Source organism: Acidianus manzaensis (assembly GCF_002116695.1).
In the GTDB taxonomy this organism is placed as follows: domain Archaea; phylum Thermoproteota; class Thermoprotei_A; order Sulfolobales; family Sulfolobaceae; genus Acidianus; species Acidianus manzaensis.
Window position 1 is genome coordinate 524,236 of the sequence record NZ_CP020477.1, and the last position, 17,730, is coordinate 541,965.

Consider the following 17,730-nt stretch of genomic DNA (forward strand, 5'->3'; position numbering starts at 1 on the left):
GGTTTCATATTTCTCATTAAAAAATACTTCTTTTTGTTTTCTGTTCCCTTCAATTTTAGAGAAAATTAGGTTTATTAGGAATTATCTACGTGATATGAGATTATGAAAGATAGTTTGATGAATCCTTTAATTGAGTTATTATTTTATTTATTTCATTTTCATATTCATTTTTTGGATTGCTTGAGATAGATTTTTTCCCTTCATCTAATATTTTTTGGATAGAGGATGAAATGTTATTTTCAAGGATATTTCTATCAAAATAGAAAGTTCTTTCAGATGCTAATAAAAATATATAATCTTGTATATAGTTTATAAAATCGTCTAATGCGTTAGATAATGATAAGGCCTTAAGAATATTTTGTTTGCTTACTGCCTTGATCCAAGGATTTTTTCTTTTTAATTCATCAGTAAAATTACTTTCATATGCTATATCCTGGAATACATCTAGAATGTTAGTATCATTATCATTTTTTCTTTTTTGTGTTATGTCTTCAATAAATGGTGTAAAATCAAACCTGAAATCTATTTCAGTCTCTGTAGGATAGTTGCTAATGGAGTTAGATATGCTATTTTCTTCAATATATTTGTATATAAATTGAGTTTCAGAATAGACCTTATCCAATGGTAAAGGTAATCCTAATAGCCTTGAAGAGCTTCCAACTACACTTAGAACATCTAGTGTAATTAGAAGTTGAAATGCTTCATTATATCCAGGTAAACTTAGTTTTGGATATTTGAATATTTTTTTCGTATAATGTTCTGGCCAATCTTTAATAGCAGTAAGAATTGGAGTTTTAGCGTAATATAATTTCATATAATATCCTCCATCTAGCCTTCTATACACGTATATGGCTTTTTCTCTTTCTAGACCTACTTTTTCTGACACTTCTATATAATCCATTTTTACATAACCCTATCTATTATTGTGAGTAAAGTCTTACTCTATAGTTTAAAGTCAACTATGAAATTTACATGTTAAATTAACTCTTAATAAACTAAAAAGTTATTTGATTAGAAATCTTTCGCACTTTATGAGGAAAGCTTGGATAATTTCATTATTCCATATACTATTTCCTATCTGAATAATTTAATATAGAGGTATCAATGAATTATCGCGATATATTCAATAAAATTATTTACTCTATATTTTTATTTAGACAATATAAAAATTAAAATATTTTATTGTTCTATATATCCTTTTTCTACAAGTAGTTCTGCAGTTAAAATACCGCCTCCTGCAGCTCCTCTAACTGTATTGTGTATTAATGATACCATTCTTATTGATTTCTTACTTGTTTGTTTTAACCTTCCTACTACGATACTCATTCCAGGTGGATTTCCTGACCATCTATCGAAATATACTTGCGGTCTATTATCTGCATCAGTGATTATTATTGGTTTTTCTGGTGCTGTAGGTAGTTTAAGATCTTGTGGCTCTCCTCTAAAGTTATCTAGTGCTTCTCTTACTTTACTTATATCAACGTCTTCTTTAAATGTAACATATGATACCTCATAATGACCCTGAATTGTGGCTATTCTATGAGTTGTCGCGTCTAATGACACTTCATCTAATTGTGGTTCATTTACGTTTCTTTTTGTTTCGCTTAATAATCTAGTTATTTCTTTTATTGTTTTTGCGTCATATTTATCACCTAATGGTAATATATTATCAACGATATCTAAAGATGGTATTCCAGGATATCCAGCTCCTGACAAAGACTGTATTGTAGTAATGTACGCTCCAGTCATTTTGAAATTCATAAATATTGGAGCTAATGGAATTGCAGCACCTTGAGCAGTACATAAAGGTGTTGTAACTATAAATCCCTTCCAATCTCTGTTCTTTTTTTGTTCATCAATTAGGGATATTGTATGCGAATTTATCTCTGGAACAATCATTGGAACATCAGGATCAAATCTATGATCAGGAGAATTACTTATTACTGGGAATCCTTCTTTCGCAAATTGTTCTTCTACCGGTCCTGCCGCTCCTTGAGGTAAGGGAGAAAATACTATATCTACGTCATCCATTAATTTAGGATCTGTAGGTTTTACTTCAATATCTGCAACTTCTTTCGGAACTTGTCCGATTGTTTGCCATCTTACTATTTCTCCATATGGCTTCCCTACTGATCCTTTTCCAGCTAGGTATGCTGGTTTTATGTACGGATGTTGTGTTAACATTCTCACGTATTCAATTCCTACTAGTCCAGTTGCACCCAATATAGCCGCTTTTAGGGTTCTTTTCATATGTATCATATAACATTTGTATATTCTGGAATATAAACTTGCTTTAAAAATATAAGTTCTACAGTTTGTCTTTTATTAATAAAAAATATAAACATTTTACAGTTAGTATGGAATAAGTACTGCTCCTTTAGAAGAAGATGATACTAATTTAGCATATTGTGCTAATAATCCAGATTTATATTTAGGCTCTAATGGTTTCCAATTTTCTAGTCTATCTTTTATTTCCTTTTCGGTTAGTTCAACATTTAATTTTCCATTATCTATGTCTATTGTTATTATATCTCCATCTTGTAGAATGCCTATTGTTCCGCCAACAGCAGCCTCTGGAGCCACATGACCTACCATAATACCTCTAGTTGCTCCTGAGAATCTACCATCTGTAATTAATGCGACGCTCTCTCCTAATCCTTGACCTACTATTGCGCTTGTAACAGCTAGCATTTCTCTCATTCCTGGACCTCCTTTTGGTCCCTCATAGCGTATAACAACAACTTCCTTTTCCTTTATTTTTCCATCTAATACTGCAGAGAAAGCTTCTTGCTCCGAGTTAAATACTCTAGCAGGACCTTTATGATATCTAACTTTTGTTGCGGATGCTTTTATTACTGCTCCTTCTGTAGCTAAATTTCCTTTAAGAATTCTTATTCCTCCATATGAATTAAATGGTGCATTAATATCTCTTATAATATGTGAAGAGTCGACGTTAGGTAACTTAAATTCTTTTAGATTTTTCTCCATAGTTTTTCCTGTTACGGTAATAGAATCACCGTGAAGTAATCCTGCATCAAGAAGTTTCTTTAAAAGTAGTGGAACGCCTCCTACTTTATGTAGATCTGCCATTACAAACTCTCCACCTGGTTTCATGTTTACAATTTCTGGCACTTTCTTACTTATTCTATCAAAATCATCTAAAGTTAGATTTACACCAGCTTCGTAAGCTATAGCTAAAATATGTAATACAGCATTAGTAGATCCACCTGAAGCCATTAGTGCAGTTATTGCATTTTCAAAAGCTTCAAAAGTTAGGATATCTCTAGGTTTTAATCCTATTTCAAGAAGATTCATTACAGCTTTACTTGTTTCCCTAGTATATCTTACTCTTTCTGCGTCTACTGCCGGAGGAGAAGCACTTCCAGGCAATGCTAGGCCTAGTGCTTCTGATATCATTCCCATTGTATTGGCTGTATAAAGTCCACCACATGTTCCAGGCCCTGGTATAGCGAAATCTTCCATTAATCTTAAATCATCTGAAGTAATTTTTTTAGCTGAATATGCTCCTACGGCTTCATATACATCTCCTATTGCTATTGGTTTTCCTTTATAATTTCCCGGTAATGTAGTTCCACCATACATATATATTGAAGGTATATTTAACCTAGCCATAGCCATCATTAAACCTGGTCCTGTTTTATCGCACCCTCCTAAAGCTACGAAAGCATCATAACCATGTGCATTTACTGTAGATTCTACTACGTTAGCTATTAATTCTCTGCTAACTAGAGAATATTTCATACCTTCACTTCCCATTGCTATACCATCTATTACTACTGGTGTTGTGAAGATTCTAGGCGTTCCTCCTGCTTCTCTTACTCCTTCTTTTGCTACACTAGCTAATCCTAATACATGTATATTACATGGTCCTGCTTCGTTCCATGCTGCAGCTATACCTACCAGTGGTTTAGATATATCATTATCAGTTAGTCCCATAGCTTTTAGAAAAGCTCTATTTGGAGCTTTTTCATACCCTCCATATACAGAGTTTGATCTAGACTTAACAGATGACATATCAATAAAGATAGAATGTAAAGTTTTAAGCTTTGAATATTATATTTATAAATTACTTTTATTATATCTTGAAAAGTATTACATAAAAATTATTACGTGCATTAACATTTTTCATCTTAGAAATACAGTTGAATTTCTATTTATTGTCTATCATAGTTATGAAGATTTTTCTTTGCTGTTTTCATCTACTATTTGTTGTAAATAATCTATTATTTCTTGAATGCTTTTGTTTGCTCTCTTCAAAACATCTAAGTGAAAGAATAAAAATTCTTTTCCTCCTTCTGTAAGTTTATAATATTTTTTCCCATCTTTTTCATAAATTTCCAATATATTTCCATTAACCATTCTTTTTAATGTCACATATAATAAACCATGAGGTATTTTTTACCGTGTATCTCCTCTACTTTTTTCTTTATTTCATAACCATACATATCACCATATCGATAAATTACATAGGCTATGAAAATTTGTAATAAGCCTCTTATAACCATCATTTTAGGCATTTCTTTAAACTTCATTCATGAGAAATATGTAAAAATAAATTATAAATTTTTCAGAGTGATTCTAAAATCTTTATTACCTTTAGATAAATTAAGATTTTATAGAGAATTAATATATTAGAATTTTCTTGATTTTATTAATTTTTATATTGTCATCCTGACGTGCAATCATCATTTTTCTCAGTAATTATAATCTAATCATCTTTGCTATTATTTTATACTCCAGCTATTATAGTCATTTGAGGATCTGTAACCTCAAACTTTTTCCAAGAATATCCAGAAACTACATCAAGAATCTTAAAACCAGCTTTATTTATCATTTTTACTATCTCGTGTAGACTATAAAATCTTTGACTGTATTCTATTTTTCCTAGTTCGTTTCCTTTTTGGTCTTTGTAGATTCTTTTTATTCTTAATCTTGATGTCATTGGATCGAAGTTTGTATTATCTTCTACTAAATAGTTGGGTGGTATAAAAGTATAGTATTTTTCTGGTCTATTATATATAATATAATCTCTATTATCCATATTTATTACTGCTATTTTATTTGTAACTTCTCTGAGTGATTTCAGTATTTCAAAGTCTTCTTCATCGGAAAAATATCCTAAGCTATTAAAAATATTTATTACTAGATCAAATTTTTCTTTTTCCAATATTTCGCTTATATATCTCATATCTGCTCTGTAAAATTTTCCACTAGGTATATTGTTTTTGGCCATTTTAATCATTTTTTCTGAAATATCTACTCCTGTTATATCATACCCTAACTTACTTAGAAAGTATGATATTCTGCCGATTCCACAAGGTACATCTAACACCTTTTTATTTAAATTATATTTTTTTGATACTTCATCTAGCCATTGAGCCCATTTATTTCCTTCATCCCATATCTTTATCATTTCATTAATATAGAAATCTGATTCAAATATACTTGGAAATATTTCGCTCATTTTTTTAACCTCAATAATAAATCATAGATATATGACACCTTTATTATTACTTGTTTTTATTGGCATGGTTTCTCCTCATACGTTTTACTTATATAATGTTCAAGTAGATGTTAATAATACTATTTACACATATACTTATAATTTTAGCATCTTAGATGTATCTAACAATTATGTAGATTTTAATTTAACTATATCTAGTCAAAATTTTATCCAAACAAATAGCTATAATGTTAGTTGCGCTCATCCATATCCATTACCTTTTAATTACAATGCCTTTAATACAACAAATTTAGCTTTTGTTAAAAATGTGTCTATTAATGGAATATCGATGGAGGAATATAGTGGCATATTTAATGCATTAGGTAAGTATAAGATTCCAGTTAATGCGTATTTTGATAATGGAATGCTTTATACTTTAAATGGTACGTATAATGGTATTTCAGTTTACGTAAAATCTCAAAATATTACTATTCCAAGTACGACAACTTCATCTTCCTCTTCATCTATATCAAATTATATTATTCCAATTATTTTTGGAGTAGTATTTGTTATAGCTATAGTTTTATTACTAAAACTAGGCAAAATATAAATTATAAAAAATCAAATTTTATTTAAAATAAATTTTACATTATTATTAGCTCTATACATGTATTTGTTATTTTTCTCTTTTCTTACTGATATTAATCCTGTCCTTTCCATAAGTTCTAAATGATACTTTACTGTAGAGTAATTTAGATCTAATTTCTTTGATAATTGATATGCAGTCATTTCTTTTTCTGATAATTCCTCTAGTATTTTCTTTCTTGTTTCCCATCCTTTATTTTCAAGTACTTCATCTAGTTTTACTATCATATGCTATTTCTTAGTTACTATTTAATATAGCTCTACACGTTTGAAAAGACGTTAAAATTGTTTTAAACTAGGTAAAATCATGTAAAATAGTTTTTATTGTTGAGAAGTTCTCTAAATATAATGGTTATATACCATAATGCTTATTAATATTTTTAATAAAGTAAAAAAGAATATATGTAATTAATATTAGAATACTTATAGTATATAAAAATCCATGCAGATCAATTAATAACAGTAATAGTAAGGTCAAAGGAATATAAAATTTATTTGTATATATTTTTACAAATGTTAATCCTATTGCGCCAATAAGAAATAATGGACTTATAAGCGATAATAAGAGTAAAACTATAAATATTAGTACTAGTATAAAATTTAAATTAATACGTCTTTGGGATATCATTGTTAATAACTAATAGTTTGGGAATATATTTAAAGATTTAATAGTATTTTATGAAAGTCTCTGTTAAAATCTCTGAAGCTATTAAAATATCTAGATTTTCTAACATCATCAATGTTTATTTTTGTTTTTACTCTATCCTCTTCAAATTTTTTTCCTTTTGCAGTAATGGTTCCATAAGGTGATGATACCATCGATCCTCCCCAAAAATACTCTTCTTCCTGACTACCTACAGAATTTATGAATACTGTCCAAATTCCATTCATGAGAGAGTGCGATTTTAGTAATGCTTCCCAGTTATCTTCTATTAAGAGATTTTCTTGTAGTTTTCTTATTGGTGACGAAGATGGAATAAATATTGCATCTGCACCTTTAAGCGCTAGGGCTTGTATTGGTTCTGGATGCCATGCATCTTCACAAATTACTACTCCAAAAGTGAAATCCTTATACTTAAAAATTTTAATATCATGTAATGGATCTCCGGGCTGAAAATATCTTTTCTCTTCAAATAAACCATAAGTAGGTAAAAAGAATTTATATACATAATCTATTTTTTTATCAATAATTATGGCTGCAGAATTTCTCAGAATCCCATATCTATATTCTTTGACTGTTCCTACTATACTGCACTTTGATATTTCAGCTATTTTTTCTATAGCTTTTTCAGTTTTCTTATGAATTTCGTACACCATATCTCTTAGTAAGTATCCAGTTAATGATAACTCTGGGAAAATTACACAATCAGCTGACGATGTTTCTAAAATTTCAATATGCTTTTTTAAGTTATAATCTATATCTCCTAGTTTTGGATTTATTTGAGCTAATTCTATGTCCATTGTCTAGGATATCTCCAGTCTGAGTTTATAGCTCTTCCACTCAATCTAAAAATTTCTGGTGGTAATCTTTTATGTTGTGATTGCCTTATCATGGTATCTATTTTACTTACTATGTTTATATCTAAGTTAAGTTCGCTTGAAATTTCTTCTACTGTCATTAGTTGTTCAACTCTTAAATAAAGTATTGCGTCAATAGTCTCATATGATAATCCTATTTCGTTTTCTGCTGTCTGTCCTTCCCATAATGCTGGAGAGCTAGGTTTATAAGCTATATAATCTGGTAAATTTAGATATTTTGCTAGTTCTCGTACTTGAGTTTTGTATAAGTCTCCTATTGGCAAAACATCAACTCCGCCATCTCCATATTTTGTAAAGTATCCTAAAAGTAGCTCACTCTTGTCGCCAGTCCCTATAACTAAATAATTAAGTTTTTGTGCATATGCATATAATAACGTCATTCTTATTCTTGCTTTTATATTTCCTATAATCAATTTGTCATTTGTTGATATATCATATGATATTTTTTCTACTATATCATCTATATTTATTATAGTATATTTATTTTCTGCATTAATTTTTCTTATTATCTCTAAAGAGTCCTCGATATCCTTTTTAGGGGTTGTAGAGGATGGCATTAATAAGATATAGAAATTCTTAGTAGCGTTAGCTAGCAACATTGTAGTTACTGCAGAGTCTACTCCTCCACTTAATCCTATTATTCCTCCCTTTTTATTGCTCAATTCAATGTAGTTTTTAATTCTATTACTTAAATAAGAGGAAACTATACTATAATCAAGGTTTTTTATGTTATTAAGTAGTTGTTGTATTTTCGTATTTGATATAAGTTGAGTTTGTTTCATTATATAATGTAACTTTATATGAAGCTATAAAGTAATTAGAATAAACTTGAACAGTAAAAGATGAAGCGTTTATATACAATTTTGGATTGCTAGTATATGCGCATATTTTACCTACAGCATCAGGTGGTATTGTTCCATTACTAAAATTCCATACCATATTAAGTGAATTTGGAATTGAAACTCTAACTAAAGTAACATTTACTGTCTCATTTTTAGTATTTTTAACTAATATAAATAATTTGTTTATATGTACTGTAGCATTAGTTATATGGCTAGGTACTTCGATCTTTATTACTTCTATTGGATTTTGAGAAACATATTGAATATGGGAGACTAATCCTACTGCACTTATTGAAATAAAGAAGATTCCTAGAACTCCAAGTACCTCAATTTTTATAGATTTATTAAAATGTATTTCTCTTCTATTCATTTTAATATTACTACTGATATTAAAGATTGATAGAAAAGCTAATTCTGGCCACATAAGAAAATAACTAGTTAGTGTTCTCCATTCAAACCAAAGGATTAGCATGGGATAAATCCATAAAGTTTCTTTTAGCTTATCGAAGAATCTTATATAGATATACATTAAAACTACTGAAGTAACTGCAAGAGTAAAAGTGAAAAACCATGGTTCAACGCTAAATAATGTAGTCATATTGAATATCGTAAATCCAGTTACAGCTACTTCGATAGTATGAGAATCCAAAGTAAAGATATTCATGAATGCTGTAGGGTTCCATAATAAGAAAGGCAAATTTATTATTGAAAGTGTGATTATATAACTATATAATATATCTAAAAAGTTACTTTTTCTCTTATAAATTAATAGGAATGGAGTTATTATCCACGAGATCTGATTAAATGAATTAGCTAGAGCTAGAAAAATACCAGATTTTTTATCATCATAAATATAGCTTAAGGCTATAAATGCAGCCCATATAGTACTATTTACACCTGCAAAGGAAGGAGCTAATATTCCTGCTGTTATAAATCCAAAAATTACGGGTAATGTAGCTATGGGATCTTTTAGAGTTTTTCCCTTTGAGTATATTATTATGCTTAAAATATCCTGAAATAGTATATTTATAATATTTATATAGTATAATTGCAAATGAAATATAGATAATATGGTGTAAAATGGTAGGTATATCATAAAACTTAATGGCGGATATATATAATTTGAGGCGATTTTACCAGAAATAAGATAAGTAGGGCTTACATTATATGGATGATAAATGACTGTATATGGATTTATCCCAGATAGTATATTTTTTATAGCTTCAGCTATATATTCCATATCATCGGTTCCATATCCATTAATTAAAGATATACCAACAATTGTATATGTTAAAATTGCTATTATAACTATTATATCATCTATTTTTCCTATTTTTCTATCTGGATTTAGAATATCTGGATATAAGCTTATTAGTAATATAGCCACTGCAGAGAAGAAACCTACGGCTATTATTGCAGCTGATATTGGGTTATTAAGAATATTTATTCTATAAGCTAATAGAAATAGTACTGATAGTATGGTTATACTAATTATGGCATATATTACTTGCCTTCTTTCTTCGGTCATCTAAAATTATTTACAACGAAATATCTTAAAGCTTTTCCTAATTTAACTAGTAAGATAGCTAGATTTATGAACTAAAATTATTAATTTTTTGAGGTAAAAAAGATGATCTGCACACTGAAGAATTGCTAAAACGTACTTAAGAAATTTTCTCAACACGATAAAGGAAACATTATAAATTATGTAACATTTTGGTTTGAATCCTATATTGATTTATAAGCAGAATTTATTAATGATATATAGAAAATCTGTATTCTAAGTTTTTGAAAGGCATTAGGAATCTAAATGTTAACTAAATATTGTGATAAGGTTTTTGTATTAAATTTGTAGAAATAGATATGAAGGCTGATAAATTTGGCTATACTAAAAGTTTATTCACATCCTAATGAAGCTATGGTATCTTGTTTACTTATTGATGAAAAAGGAAATGAGAAAGATATAATGACTATATCTTTAGAAGATAATGGAGTTCATGTACATAAGTTATTAGGAGAAGAAAATTACTATATATTACCTCCTATAGCTCAAATAGATACGCTAGTTAGGGAAGTTATCGAGGAAGTTGCTGAAGAGCTTAATATAGATACTATAGTATTCAAATTTGGAGACTATAATGAAGATACAGATGATTTAATATTAAGTGATGCGTGGTATAATATAGAAAGATTAGCTTTAGCAGCATCTAAACATACGGCTCTAAGTAGTGATGTTGAAAGTAAAATAGTTATCGGAATTGTCAAATTCTCTGCCTATTTATATGCTTCTACTATAATAAGAAAGGAAGATACGTTTCCTTTACTTCAGATAATATATGATAGATCTTCTAATCCATCTATAATTAAAATATATAACGAGCTAGGACAAGTGGTTGAGGAGAGAAGAGAGAATATAGAGAACTTTGAGGAATATGTAAAATCTATGTTATCTTCAAACGATGACGTTGCTATAGTCTATAGAGAATCATTAGATGAAATTCCTTCTCCTAAAGAAGTAACTAATAATAATGGAGAAAAATACTTTGTCGGAATTATATTTAAATATTTAGCTGGTTTTGTTCCTTCCATATCAGATAGTCACTTAAATTTAAATAAAAAAGAGAGAATTATAATAAAAAATAAGAAAAAATTTGTAAGGCTTTTAAGAGCAATACTTTATCTGGATAGATTTTCCAAAGATGGAGGTGTAGAAGTTATAATTCCTAGTTATACGGTACCACTGCATATGCTTCCATTAGAGATTAGCAAATTAAAGGGTAAGGCAGAAAAATTTCTTTCAAATAAATTGGGGTTAAAAGGAGATAATTATTTTGGGGCTAATGAAGAAATATTAAAGGAGTTGTCTAATGAAAAAAATTTTATTAGTGATAATTTCTATTTAGATTTAAGAATTCTACCCATTCCCTTCATAATAGTAGCTAGTACGAAACAGCAATTTGATGAATATGCTAAGAGGATAATGAATGGTCCTACATCAGATGGATATGAGATCCTAGATGAATTAATAAAGGAAAATCTTTCTACATTTTTTATAGGATATTTAATGAGTTTAGAAGAAGCATTAATAATTTACAGTGATATATTTAATGAGTTGAGCAAAGATGAAAAATAATCCTAATAGTATTTACATGTTAGTATTTTCTTTAAGATTTAATAGAGATTGGTGGAGGCTTCAGTCTCTAGATAGAAAAGATATTTCAAGCAAAATGAAAGAAATAGAGGATAAGTTTTCTAATCAATTTATTTCATTAAAAAAATACGCTTCTCTATCTAAAGATTCTCATTTAATATATTGGATTTCTTCTGATAACACGCTAAAACTAATAGACTTTAGATTTAGTATTATTTCAAATCTTAGAGGTTATGCTGAAGAAAATGATATATTTCTCTCAGTATTTAGGCCATCTCCATATATGAAGAAAAACTCCAATATAGATTATAAATCCATTTTAAATCTTCCTCCATTAAAATATTTTGTAGCTTATCCAATGAAAAAAGATCCAGAATGGTATCTTCTTCCATTTGAAGATAGAGAGAATATAATGAAAGAACACATATCTATGGCAATAAATAATCCTGATAATAATGGTATAAGATCATATACTACGTATTCTTTCGGAATAGGTGACTATGAATTTGTGGTAATTTATGAAATACCAGACTTGAGAAATTGGGTTAATGTTGTAGAAAAATTAAGAGAGGCAAAAGCTAGGAAATGGATAACCAAAGAAGAGCCTTTACTTGTTGGAGAAGTTAGAGATTTTGATTTTCTAATTTAAAATATAAGATACCTAAAATCGTTTTTGCGTCGCATATTTCCTTATTTTTTATCATTTGTAATGCATCTTCAATAGAAATTTCCTTAACTTCTATAACTTCGTATTCTTCAGGGTGAGCTCCTACAAATTTTAAGTTAGTAGCAATATATAAATGCATTAATTCGTTGCTTACGCCTGGAGATGGATAAAAATCGATTAAGTGACTAATATTATTTGCCTCATATCCAGTTTCTTCAATTAGTTCTCTTTTTGCTGTTTCTAGTGGATCTTCTCCCTCTTCAACTGTACCTGCAGGTAGTTCATAAATCCATTTTTGAATCACTGGTCTGTATTGCCTTATCATTATTATCCTATTTTTGTCTAAGAATGGTAATATGACTGCTGATCCTCTATGTTTTATAAATTCGGTTTCTCTTACCTTTCCATTAGGTAAGTTAAATTTTTCTATATATACTTCGAATTTTTTCCCAGAATATATCTTCATCGTTCTTTTAAATGGTAACGAGCCTTAATATAATTTTCAACTCTATTATATAGGTCTTCCCAATTTAATTTAAACATTATTATCGCTAATATTACAAGAACTATTGTAGAAATAATTCCTGTTTCAACTGGTTTTAAACCAATCGCTTCACTTATTTGTAATATACCAAATACTTCAATTGGTATTTCTATTAGACTCTTTATAATTTTAGCTCCATAAGATATTTCTAGCATTCTTATTAAAGGAGCTTTCTCAACTCCACCTAAAAGGTATACTAAATCGTCTAATGGAAGAAAAGGTATAATAGAAAAAATAAATAGAATAATATAAAAGTATTTAGTTTTGATAAACTTACTAAAGAATTTAATATTTTTATTGTCTTTCAATCCTCTTCTAGTTCCTACACCTAAAATATACATGACTGATTTGGACGTAGCAGCTCCTAATGCTGTAAATATTACTACTTCAATAAAATTTAATGTATTTACGCCGCATTTTATTAAGATTGTAGAGGCAATTATTGTATATGGAGCCCCAAAAAAAGGCGTAGCATTAGTTGCAAATGATATAGCGAATATAAATAATAGCAAATATATTCTCATTAAGCTATGCAACTATGAATACTTTAAATTAAATTTTTTCCGTATTTTTGGCTCTTAATAATCGTTATAAACTTAAGTTAGATATGTTAGTGAGTAACCATGTGTTTATTTTGTAATATAATAAAAGGAGAAGAACATGCCTTTATAGTATACGAAGATAAAAACACTATGGCATTTTTAGATAAATATCCATTATCTCCAGGTCATACATTAGTTGTTACTAAAACTCATTTTGATAATTTTCTACAATTAGATAAGGAGCATTTGTCGCAGTTATCATTAGCTACTAATATTGTAGCTAATGCTATAAGTAAATCAATAAATGCGTCTGGAATGAGAATCTTAACAAATATTGGAAAAAGCGCAGGTCAAGTAATATTTCATGTTCATGTACACATTATACCTACATGGGATAGTGATTTACCAAAGGAATTTAATGAATTTGAACCAAGAAAAGAGCAAACAAAGGAATATTATGAAACATTAAAAAGAGTTATTAGTCAGAATATAAAAACTATTATAGCAGATATAGATAAATATAGGTGACACTTCTTGATTAAAGAAGAATTAGAAGATAGGTTTGGTGATAATTTTTCAGATAGCCTAGTAGAAAGGCTTTCTCATACTGTAGATATGGGATTCGTACCAGAATTAATTTGGTCTGGCATAAAAATAAATATTATACCAGATTATGTGGTTTATCCTAAATCAACTGAAGATGTGATAGATCTTGTAAAAATTGCTCTTAAATATAAGATTCCTCTCACCCCATATGGAAGAGGAACAAATAGGTATGGAAACGCAATACCTGCTGATGGAGGTATACTTATAGATTTTTCAAAAATGCAAAAAATAGAAATAGATGATATAAACAGAGTAGCAATAGTAGAGCCTGGAGCTACATGGAAATTAGTTGATATTGCAGCTCAATCTAAAGGACTTCAACTTAGGACCTTTCCTTCATCATATGATTCTACAGTAGGAGGAGGTATCGCTGGAGACGCTTTGGGAGTAGGGAGTTATGAGTATGGATTTATTTCAGATAATGTACAATTTGTAGATATAGTAAATCCTAAAGGTGAACTAGTACATTTGGAAGGAAAAGATTTAGCATTAGTGTGTGGTGCAGAAGGTACTACGGGAATTATTGTTAAAGCAGGAATAAAATTAAGGCAATTTTCAGCTACTGAAGCTATGGTTATTTCATTTGACAATTTTGAGAATACATATAATGCAATAGGAGAATTTTACAGAGAGGTTATACCAGCATGGCATATACAAGTTAGAGGTCCAGCAATTTCATCTTATATAGCAGAGAAATTTAAAGCTTCTCTAGATCCCGCAAAATGGAATATGGTAGTATTATATCCATCAACTAGGTCTACTATCGTAGAACCAAAATTATATAGAATAGCACAAACTTATTCTGGGAGAATATTTGAAGGAGAATGGACTGGATGGTGGAGTTTTAATCATGGAGTGAATGCAGCTCTTAGAACTAAAGGATTATTAATTCATCAACATGGTCTTATTCATTATACTAAAATTAAGGAATTAATAGAAGGACTAGAGAAAAATATAGGAAAACTAGGCAAAATAGATGTAAATGAAGGTTTTGATTTAGATATTGATTTAGAAAGAAGAGAAGTATTATTAGTCAATGCATTTACTCAATCTTCTTTAAGACCTGTTGATAAAAAGATCTTGTTTGATTTAGCTAAAAATACGTTAATGATGGAAGAATATGTGAAAGTAGGAGGCTCAATGCTGTCAGTAGGAATTTTTGTCCATAAATACGCTAAAAATAGGCTTTCAGCAATGGGTAAGACTTTCCAAGAATTTGGAGTTGATAGATATGACGTTATGAAGAAATATAAAGAAGAAACTGATGCAGACGAGTTATTTAATCCTGGCAAAGTCTTTGAACCGAAGAAGAGAGCAACAGTAGTACTAGATATAGTTAAAAAGCAAGAAGAAGCTCTTAGGTTTAGATTTGGAATAGGATTTGCAAAATCTTTAGTTCCAGGAGGAGATGTAGAAGGATATAAAGTTGCTAAAAGATATTTAGATATTTTCACTGATTATGCATTAACATGTATAGATTGTGCTATGTGTGTTACTGTATGTCCGCAATATAAATTAATTCCTCAGTGACCATATGCTCCAAAAGGTATGTTTGATTTTACTAGAGGTGTTATAAGTTATTTTGAGCTTCACGATACTGTAGACGTTCCTGATAGTGCTATTGCAGAAATCTCAGGTTGTCATAAGTGTGGATTATGTGATGGTGTATGCCCAGCTAAAATTCCTATTTCTACACTATTAATAAAACTAAATAGTCTAGTAGCTAAGAAGATACCAGAAGAAAAATCTTCAGATTTGCCAATTCCAGAAAATTATAAAGATATTATTGACGATAATAGCGAAATAGGATTATGGATAGGTAAATATATAATAGATAATCCTGGTGTAGGTTATGTTGCACTAGAATTAATAAAGAAATTAGGATTAAAAGTGAAGTTGTTTAATACATCAAACGATAGTGGATTCTTAGATTACATTAGTGGAAATGGAAATATGCTAATGGAAAAGATGAAGGATAATTTAGGTTCTATGTCTAGAGTTGTTGAACTTCTTACTATAACACCAGAAGATTATAAGACAATAGCAGAAGCATATAGAGAATATTCTAAACTAGCTGGTCTGTCGGTTGCTATAGAACCTACTCCTTTAGAATTAAGATTACTAAAATCTATTCAATTTGATGGAAATAATGAAGAAATAAATTTCCACACTGCTTGCTTCTCTACAGTATATTCTGATGAAATTATAAAGAGACTAAGAGAAAAAGGATTTAGAGTAAAGAAAATAGAAGGATGTTCTGGTGCTATATTAGAGAAGAATTTAGGCAAAAGATCAGATATGATGGCTAAAGCGTTAGGAGAAAAATATCCTAGTATAGTGACTACATGTCCATTAGCTGCTGCGAAGTTCAGAGCTGTTGGAATAAATGCTAAGACACTGCTAGAATTTATAGGAGAAAAAGTGGGAGTAGCAATTTCTGTAAAATCATTTACATATGCAGTTGCTGACGAAGATAAGAAACTATTAGTTGATGTTATAAATGAAGCTATTTTATCTTCTCTAAAGAAGAGATTACAGATAATTGCAGATACAGTATCATTTGTTTCTTCGGGAGAAGTGGAATATAAGAAAATCATAGAACCAGTAATTTCTGATGCAATGCAAGAAGCATCTAATGTAGTTGTTAACTCATTAAAAAGTATAGTAGATGCTAGATCTAAAGATAGAAATGATAGTGAAAAAGCGATAATTAAGAATGCATTTGTTAGGGAAGTTTCAGCATTGATAATGTCTACTAGTTTTGATAAAATTATATCTGAATTAGTTTCAGATGTAAAGTCAGCATCTAGCGAAGAGTTCGATGAAAAAATAATGTTAAATACATTACTAGATCTTTTAAGGGAAAAGCTACAGTTGGTAACTAACTCGTTATCTTCAATTTAAGTATTTTGTATATTTTTAATTGTTTACTATTAGATGTGATTATATAATTTTTATACTTGAATTTTGCGATTATAATAGTTTTATTTCATTGTGGATGTTATCGGAAATATCTCTCTTTAACATTAGTGGGGGTTGGGGGGCGGAAGTCTCCATACGTGAGGTTGAGGATGGATAGTTTAGGGAGAGGAGGAGGTCAGTTAAAATTGGAAGCGTATCTGATCATATGCTGAGGAAAATGTGCACTTATTTTTGAGCTAGAATTTATGACGAATTAAACTTATTCGCTAATTTCTCATAAAACCTATCTATAAGGATCTATATTGAAATTAATAGTATGAAGAGCTTTTAATTATTTTTAATATTATGTTTCCTATGAAACTAAAATTACCCCCTAGAATAAAAGTGTTAGAGGCATTAGGAGCAATAGCAGATGGAAGAGTAAAGAAAGTTGATGATCATTATGAAGTAACGTCTTCAGAAGGAGATAGAAAATATATTGTTAAAATTACTGATAAGGGAGTATATAGTGATGATAATGGTACTAAATTTAGGAATTATATAGGTTATCCTATTATTTCTGCTCTTATGCTTGAAGGAAAAATTCCATTTAATAAGGAAATTTCTGAAGCATTAAAAGGTATAGATTGGAAAAAGCTTAATGAAACATATAAAAAATATTCATTAGTAGAAAACTTGGTAAAGCAAATATGTAAGGAAAAAGGAATAGATGAAGAAGATATAAATAAGTTTATAGAAATAGTTCTTCATGAACTACGTAGATATTCTTTCGACAAAATTACCTAAGCCATTGGTGTATATAAATGAA

The 17,730-nt window shown here is 29.2% G+C and carries 17 protein-coding genes and 1 pseudogene; 6 read left to right on the forward strand and 12 right to left on the reverse strand.

The window, feature by feature from the left end:
- Positions 1-100: 100 nt before the first annotated feature.
- From B6F84_RS02345 to B6F84_RS02365, 6 genes are all read right to left on the reverse strand, one after another.
- The gene (locus B6F84_RS02345; RefSeq protein ID WP_148690738.1) at positions 101-901 is read right to left on the reverse strand and encodes a hypothetical protein; all 801 of its coding nucleotides are present in this window, start codon (positions 899-901) and stop codon (positions 101-103) included.
- Between the two features lie 278 nt (positions 902-1,179).
- Positions 1,180-2,250, reverse strand: coding sequence for an aspartate-semialdehyde dehydrogenase (gene asd, locus B6F84_RS02350; protein WP_148692809.1), 1,071 nt, complete (start codon positions 2,248-2,250; stop codon positions 1,180-1,182).
- A gap of 102 nt (positions 2,251-2,352) precedes the next feature.
- Positions 2,353-4,035, reverse strand: coding sequence for a dihydroxy-acid dehydratase (gene ilvD / locus B6F84_RS02355; protein WP_148690739.1), 1,683 nt, complete (start codon positions 4,033-4,035; stop codon positions 2,353-2,355).
- Between the two features lie 156 nt (positions 4,036-4,191).
- On the reverse strand, positions 4,192-4,395 hold the full coding sequence (locus tag B6F84_RS14030) for a hypothetical protein (protein WP_236749012.1): 204 nt from the start codon (positions 4,393-4,395) through the stop codon (positions 4,192-4,194).
- The gene (locus B6F84_RS14035; protein WP_236749014.1) at positions 4,392-4,553 is read right to left on the reverse strand and encodes a hypothetical protein; all 162 of its coding nucleotides are present in this window, start codon (positions 4,551-4,553) and stop codon (positions 4,392-4,394) included. The genes B6F84_RS14030 and B6F84_RS14035 overlap by 4 nt, the downstream gene beginning before the upstream one ends.
- Before the next feature lie 197 nt (positions 4,554-4,750).
- Positions 4,751-5,485, reverse strand: a complete 735-nt coding sequence (locus B6F84_RS02365) for a class I SAM-dependent methyltransferase (protein WP_148690740.1) — start codon at positions 5,483-5,485, stop codon at positions 4,751-4,753.
- Positions 5,486-5,516: 31 nt separating this feature from the next.
- Between B6F84_RS02365 and B6F84_RS02370 the strand changes: the two genes are divergently transcribed.
- Positions 5,517-6,074, forward strand: a complete 558-nt coding sequence (locus B6F84_RS02370) for a hypothetical protein (protein ID WP_148690741.1) — start codon at positions 5,517-5,519, stop codon at positions 6,072-6,074.
- A gap of 11 nt (positions 6,075-6,085) precedes the next feature.
- Here B6F84_RS02370 and B6F84_RS02375 read toward each other — a convergent pair whose 3' ends face one another.
- From B6F84_RS02375 to B6F84_RS02390, 4 genes are all read right to left on the reverse strand, one after another.
- Complete coding sequence (locus B6F84_RS02375; protein ID WP_148690742.1) at positions 6,086-6,337, reverse strand: ArsR/SmtB family transcription factor; 252 nt, start codon at positions 6,335-6,337, stop codon at positions 6,086-6,088.
- A 429-nt stretch (positions 6,338-6,766) separates the two neighbouring features.
- Positions 6,767-7,570: a nitrilase-related carbon-nitrogen hydrolase gene (locus B6F84_RS02380; protein ID WP_148690743.1), complete on the reverse strand. Its 804-nt coding sequence runs from the start codon at positions 7,568-7,570 to the stop codon at positions 6,767-6,769.
- Positions 7,561-8,397, reverse strand: a complete 837-nt coding sequence (locus B6F84_RS02385) for an NAD+ synthase (protein ID WP_420807168.1) — start codon at positions 8,395-8,397, stop codon at positions 7,561-7,563. The genes B6F84_RS02380 and B6F84_RS02385 overlap by 10 nt, the downstream gene beginning before the upstream one ends.
- Positions 8,381-10,018: a hypothetical protein gene (locus B6F84_RS02390; protein ID WP_148690745.1), complete on the reverse strand. Its 1,638-nt coding sequence runs from the start codon at positions 10,016-10,018 to the stop codon at positions 8,381-8,383. Before B6F84_RS02390 ends, B6F84_RS02385 begins: the two co-directional genes overlap by 17 nt.
- Positions 10,019-10,369: 351 nt before the next feature.
- Between B6F84_RS02390 and B6F84_RS02395 the strand changes: the two genes are divergently transcribed.
- On the forward strand, positions 10,370-11,623 hold the full coding sequence (locus B6F84_RS02395; protein WP_148690746.1) for a hypothetical protein: 1,254 nt from the start codon (positions 10,370-10,372) through the stop codon (positions 11,621-11,623).
- A complete protein-coding gene (locus tag B6F84_RS02400) occupies positions 11,613-12,290 on the forward strand; it encodes a chlorite dismutase family protein (protein ID WP_236749016.1) in 678 nt (225 codons plus the stop codon). Before B6F84_RS02395 ends, B6F84_RS02400 begins: the two co-directional genes overlap by 11 nt.
- Here B6F84_RS02400 and B6F84_RS02405 read toward each other — a convergent pair.
- The gene (locus B6F84_RS02405) at positions 12,265-12,774 is read right to left on the reverse strand and encodes an NUDIX hydrolase (RefSeq protein ID WP_148690747.1); all 510 of its coding nucleotides are present in this window, start codon (positions 12,772-12,774) and stop codon (positions 12,265-12,267) included. The genes B6F84_RS02400 and B6F84_RS02405 overlap by 26 nt on opposite strands.
- Positions 12,771-13,376 (reverse strand): hypothetical protein, encoded by a 606-nt coding sequence (locus B6F84_RS02410; RefSeq protein ID WP_148690748.1) that lies wholly within the window; start codon positions 13,374-13,376, stop codon positions 12,771-12,773. The genes B6F84_RS02405 and B6F84_RS02410 overlap by 4 nt, the downstream gene beginning before the upstream one ends.
- A gap of 99 nt (positions 13,377-13,475) precedes the next feature.
- On the opposite strand from B6F84_RS02410, the gene B6F84_RS02415 reads away from it, so the two are divergent.
- The 3 genes and pseudogenes from B6F84_RS02415 (at position 13,476) to B6F84_RS02425 (ending at position 17,708) form a co-directional block, all read left to right on the forward strand.
- Positions 13,476-13,922 (forward strand): HIT family protein, encoded by a 447-nt coding sequence (locus B6F84_RS02415; protein ID WP_148690749.1) that lies wholly within the window; start codon positions 13,476-13,478, stop codon positions 13,920-13,922.
- Positions 13,923-13,928: 6 nt separating this feature from the next.
- A pseudogene (locus B6F84_RS02420) lies at positions 13,929-16,904 on the forward strand (FAD-binding protein).
- 372 nt (positions 16,905-17,276) lie between these two features.
- The gene (locus tag B6F84_RS02425) at positions 17,277-17,708 is read left to right on the forward strand and encodes a hypothetical protein (protein ID WP_148690750.1); all 432 of its coding nucleotides are present in this window, start codon (positions 17,277-17,279) and stop codon (positions 17,706-17,708) included.
- The last annotated feature ends 22 nt before the right edge of the window (positions 17,709-17,730 follow it).

Bases quoted from the DNA above. Each gene is read 5' to 3' on its own strand.
- B6F84_RS02400 (WP_236749016.1), top strand. From the start codon at position 11,613: ATGAAAAATAATCCTAATAGTATTTACATGTTAGTATTTTCTTTAAGA.
- B6F84_RS02415 (WP_148690749.1), top strand. From the start codon at position 13,476: ATGTGTTTATTTTGTAATATAATAAAAGGAGAAGAACATGCCTTTATA.
- B6F84_RS02390 (WP_148690745.1), bottom strand. From the start codon at position 10,018: ATGACCGAAGAAAGAAGGCAAGTAATATATGCCATAATTAGTATAACC.
- B6F84_RS02365 (WP_148690740.1), bottom strand. From the start codon at position 5,485: ATGAGCGAAATATTTCCAAGTATATTTGAATCAGATTTCTATATTAAT.
- B6F84_RS02370 (WP_148690741.1), top strand. From the start codon at position 5,517: ATGACACCTTTATTATTACTTGTTTTTATTGGCATGGTTTCTCCTCAT.
- B6F84_RS02405 (WP_148690747.1), bottom strand. From the start codon at position 12,774: ATGAAGATATATTCTGGGAAAAAATTCGAAGTATATATAGAAAAATTT.
- B6F84_RS14035 (WP_236749014.1), bottom strand. From the start codon at position 4,553: ATGAAGTTTAAAGAAATGCCTAAAATGATGGTTATAAGAGGCTTATTA.
- B6F84_RS02345 (WP_148690738.1), bottom strand. From the start codon at position 901: ATGGATTATATAGAAGTGTCAGAAAAAGTAGGTCTAGAAAGAGAAAAA.
- B6F84_RS02425 (WP_148690750.1), top strand. From the start codon at position 17,277: ATGAAACTAAAATTACCCCCTAGAATAAAAGTGTTAGAGGCATTAGGA.
- B6F84_RS02410 (WP_148690748.1), bottom strand. From the start codon at position 13,376: ATGAGAATATATTTGCTATTATTTATATTCGCTATATCATTTGCAACT.
- ilvD (WP_148690739.1), bottom strand. From the start codon at position 4,035: ATGTCATCTGTTAAGTCTAGATCAAACTCTGTATATGGAGGGTATGAA.
- asd (WP_148692809.1), bottom strand. From the start codon at position 2,250: ATGAAAAGAACCCTAAAAGCGGCTATATTGGGTGCAACTGGACTAGTA.
- B6F84_RS02375 (WP_148690742.1), bottom strand. From the start codon at position 6,337: ATGATAGTAAAACTAGATGAAGTACTTGAAAATAAAGGATGGGAAACA.
- B6F84_RS02380 (WP_148690743.1), bottom strand. From the start codon at position 7,570: ATGGACATAGAATTAGCTCAAATAAATCCAAAACTAGGAGATATAGAT.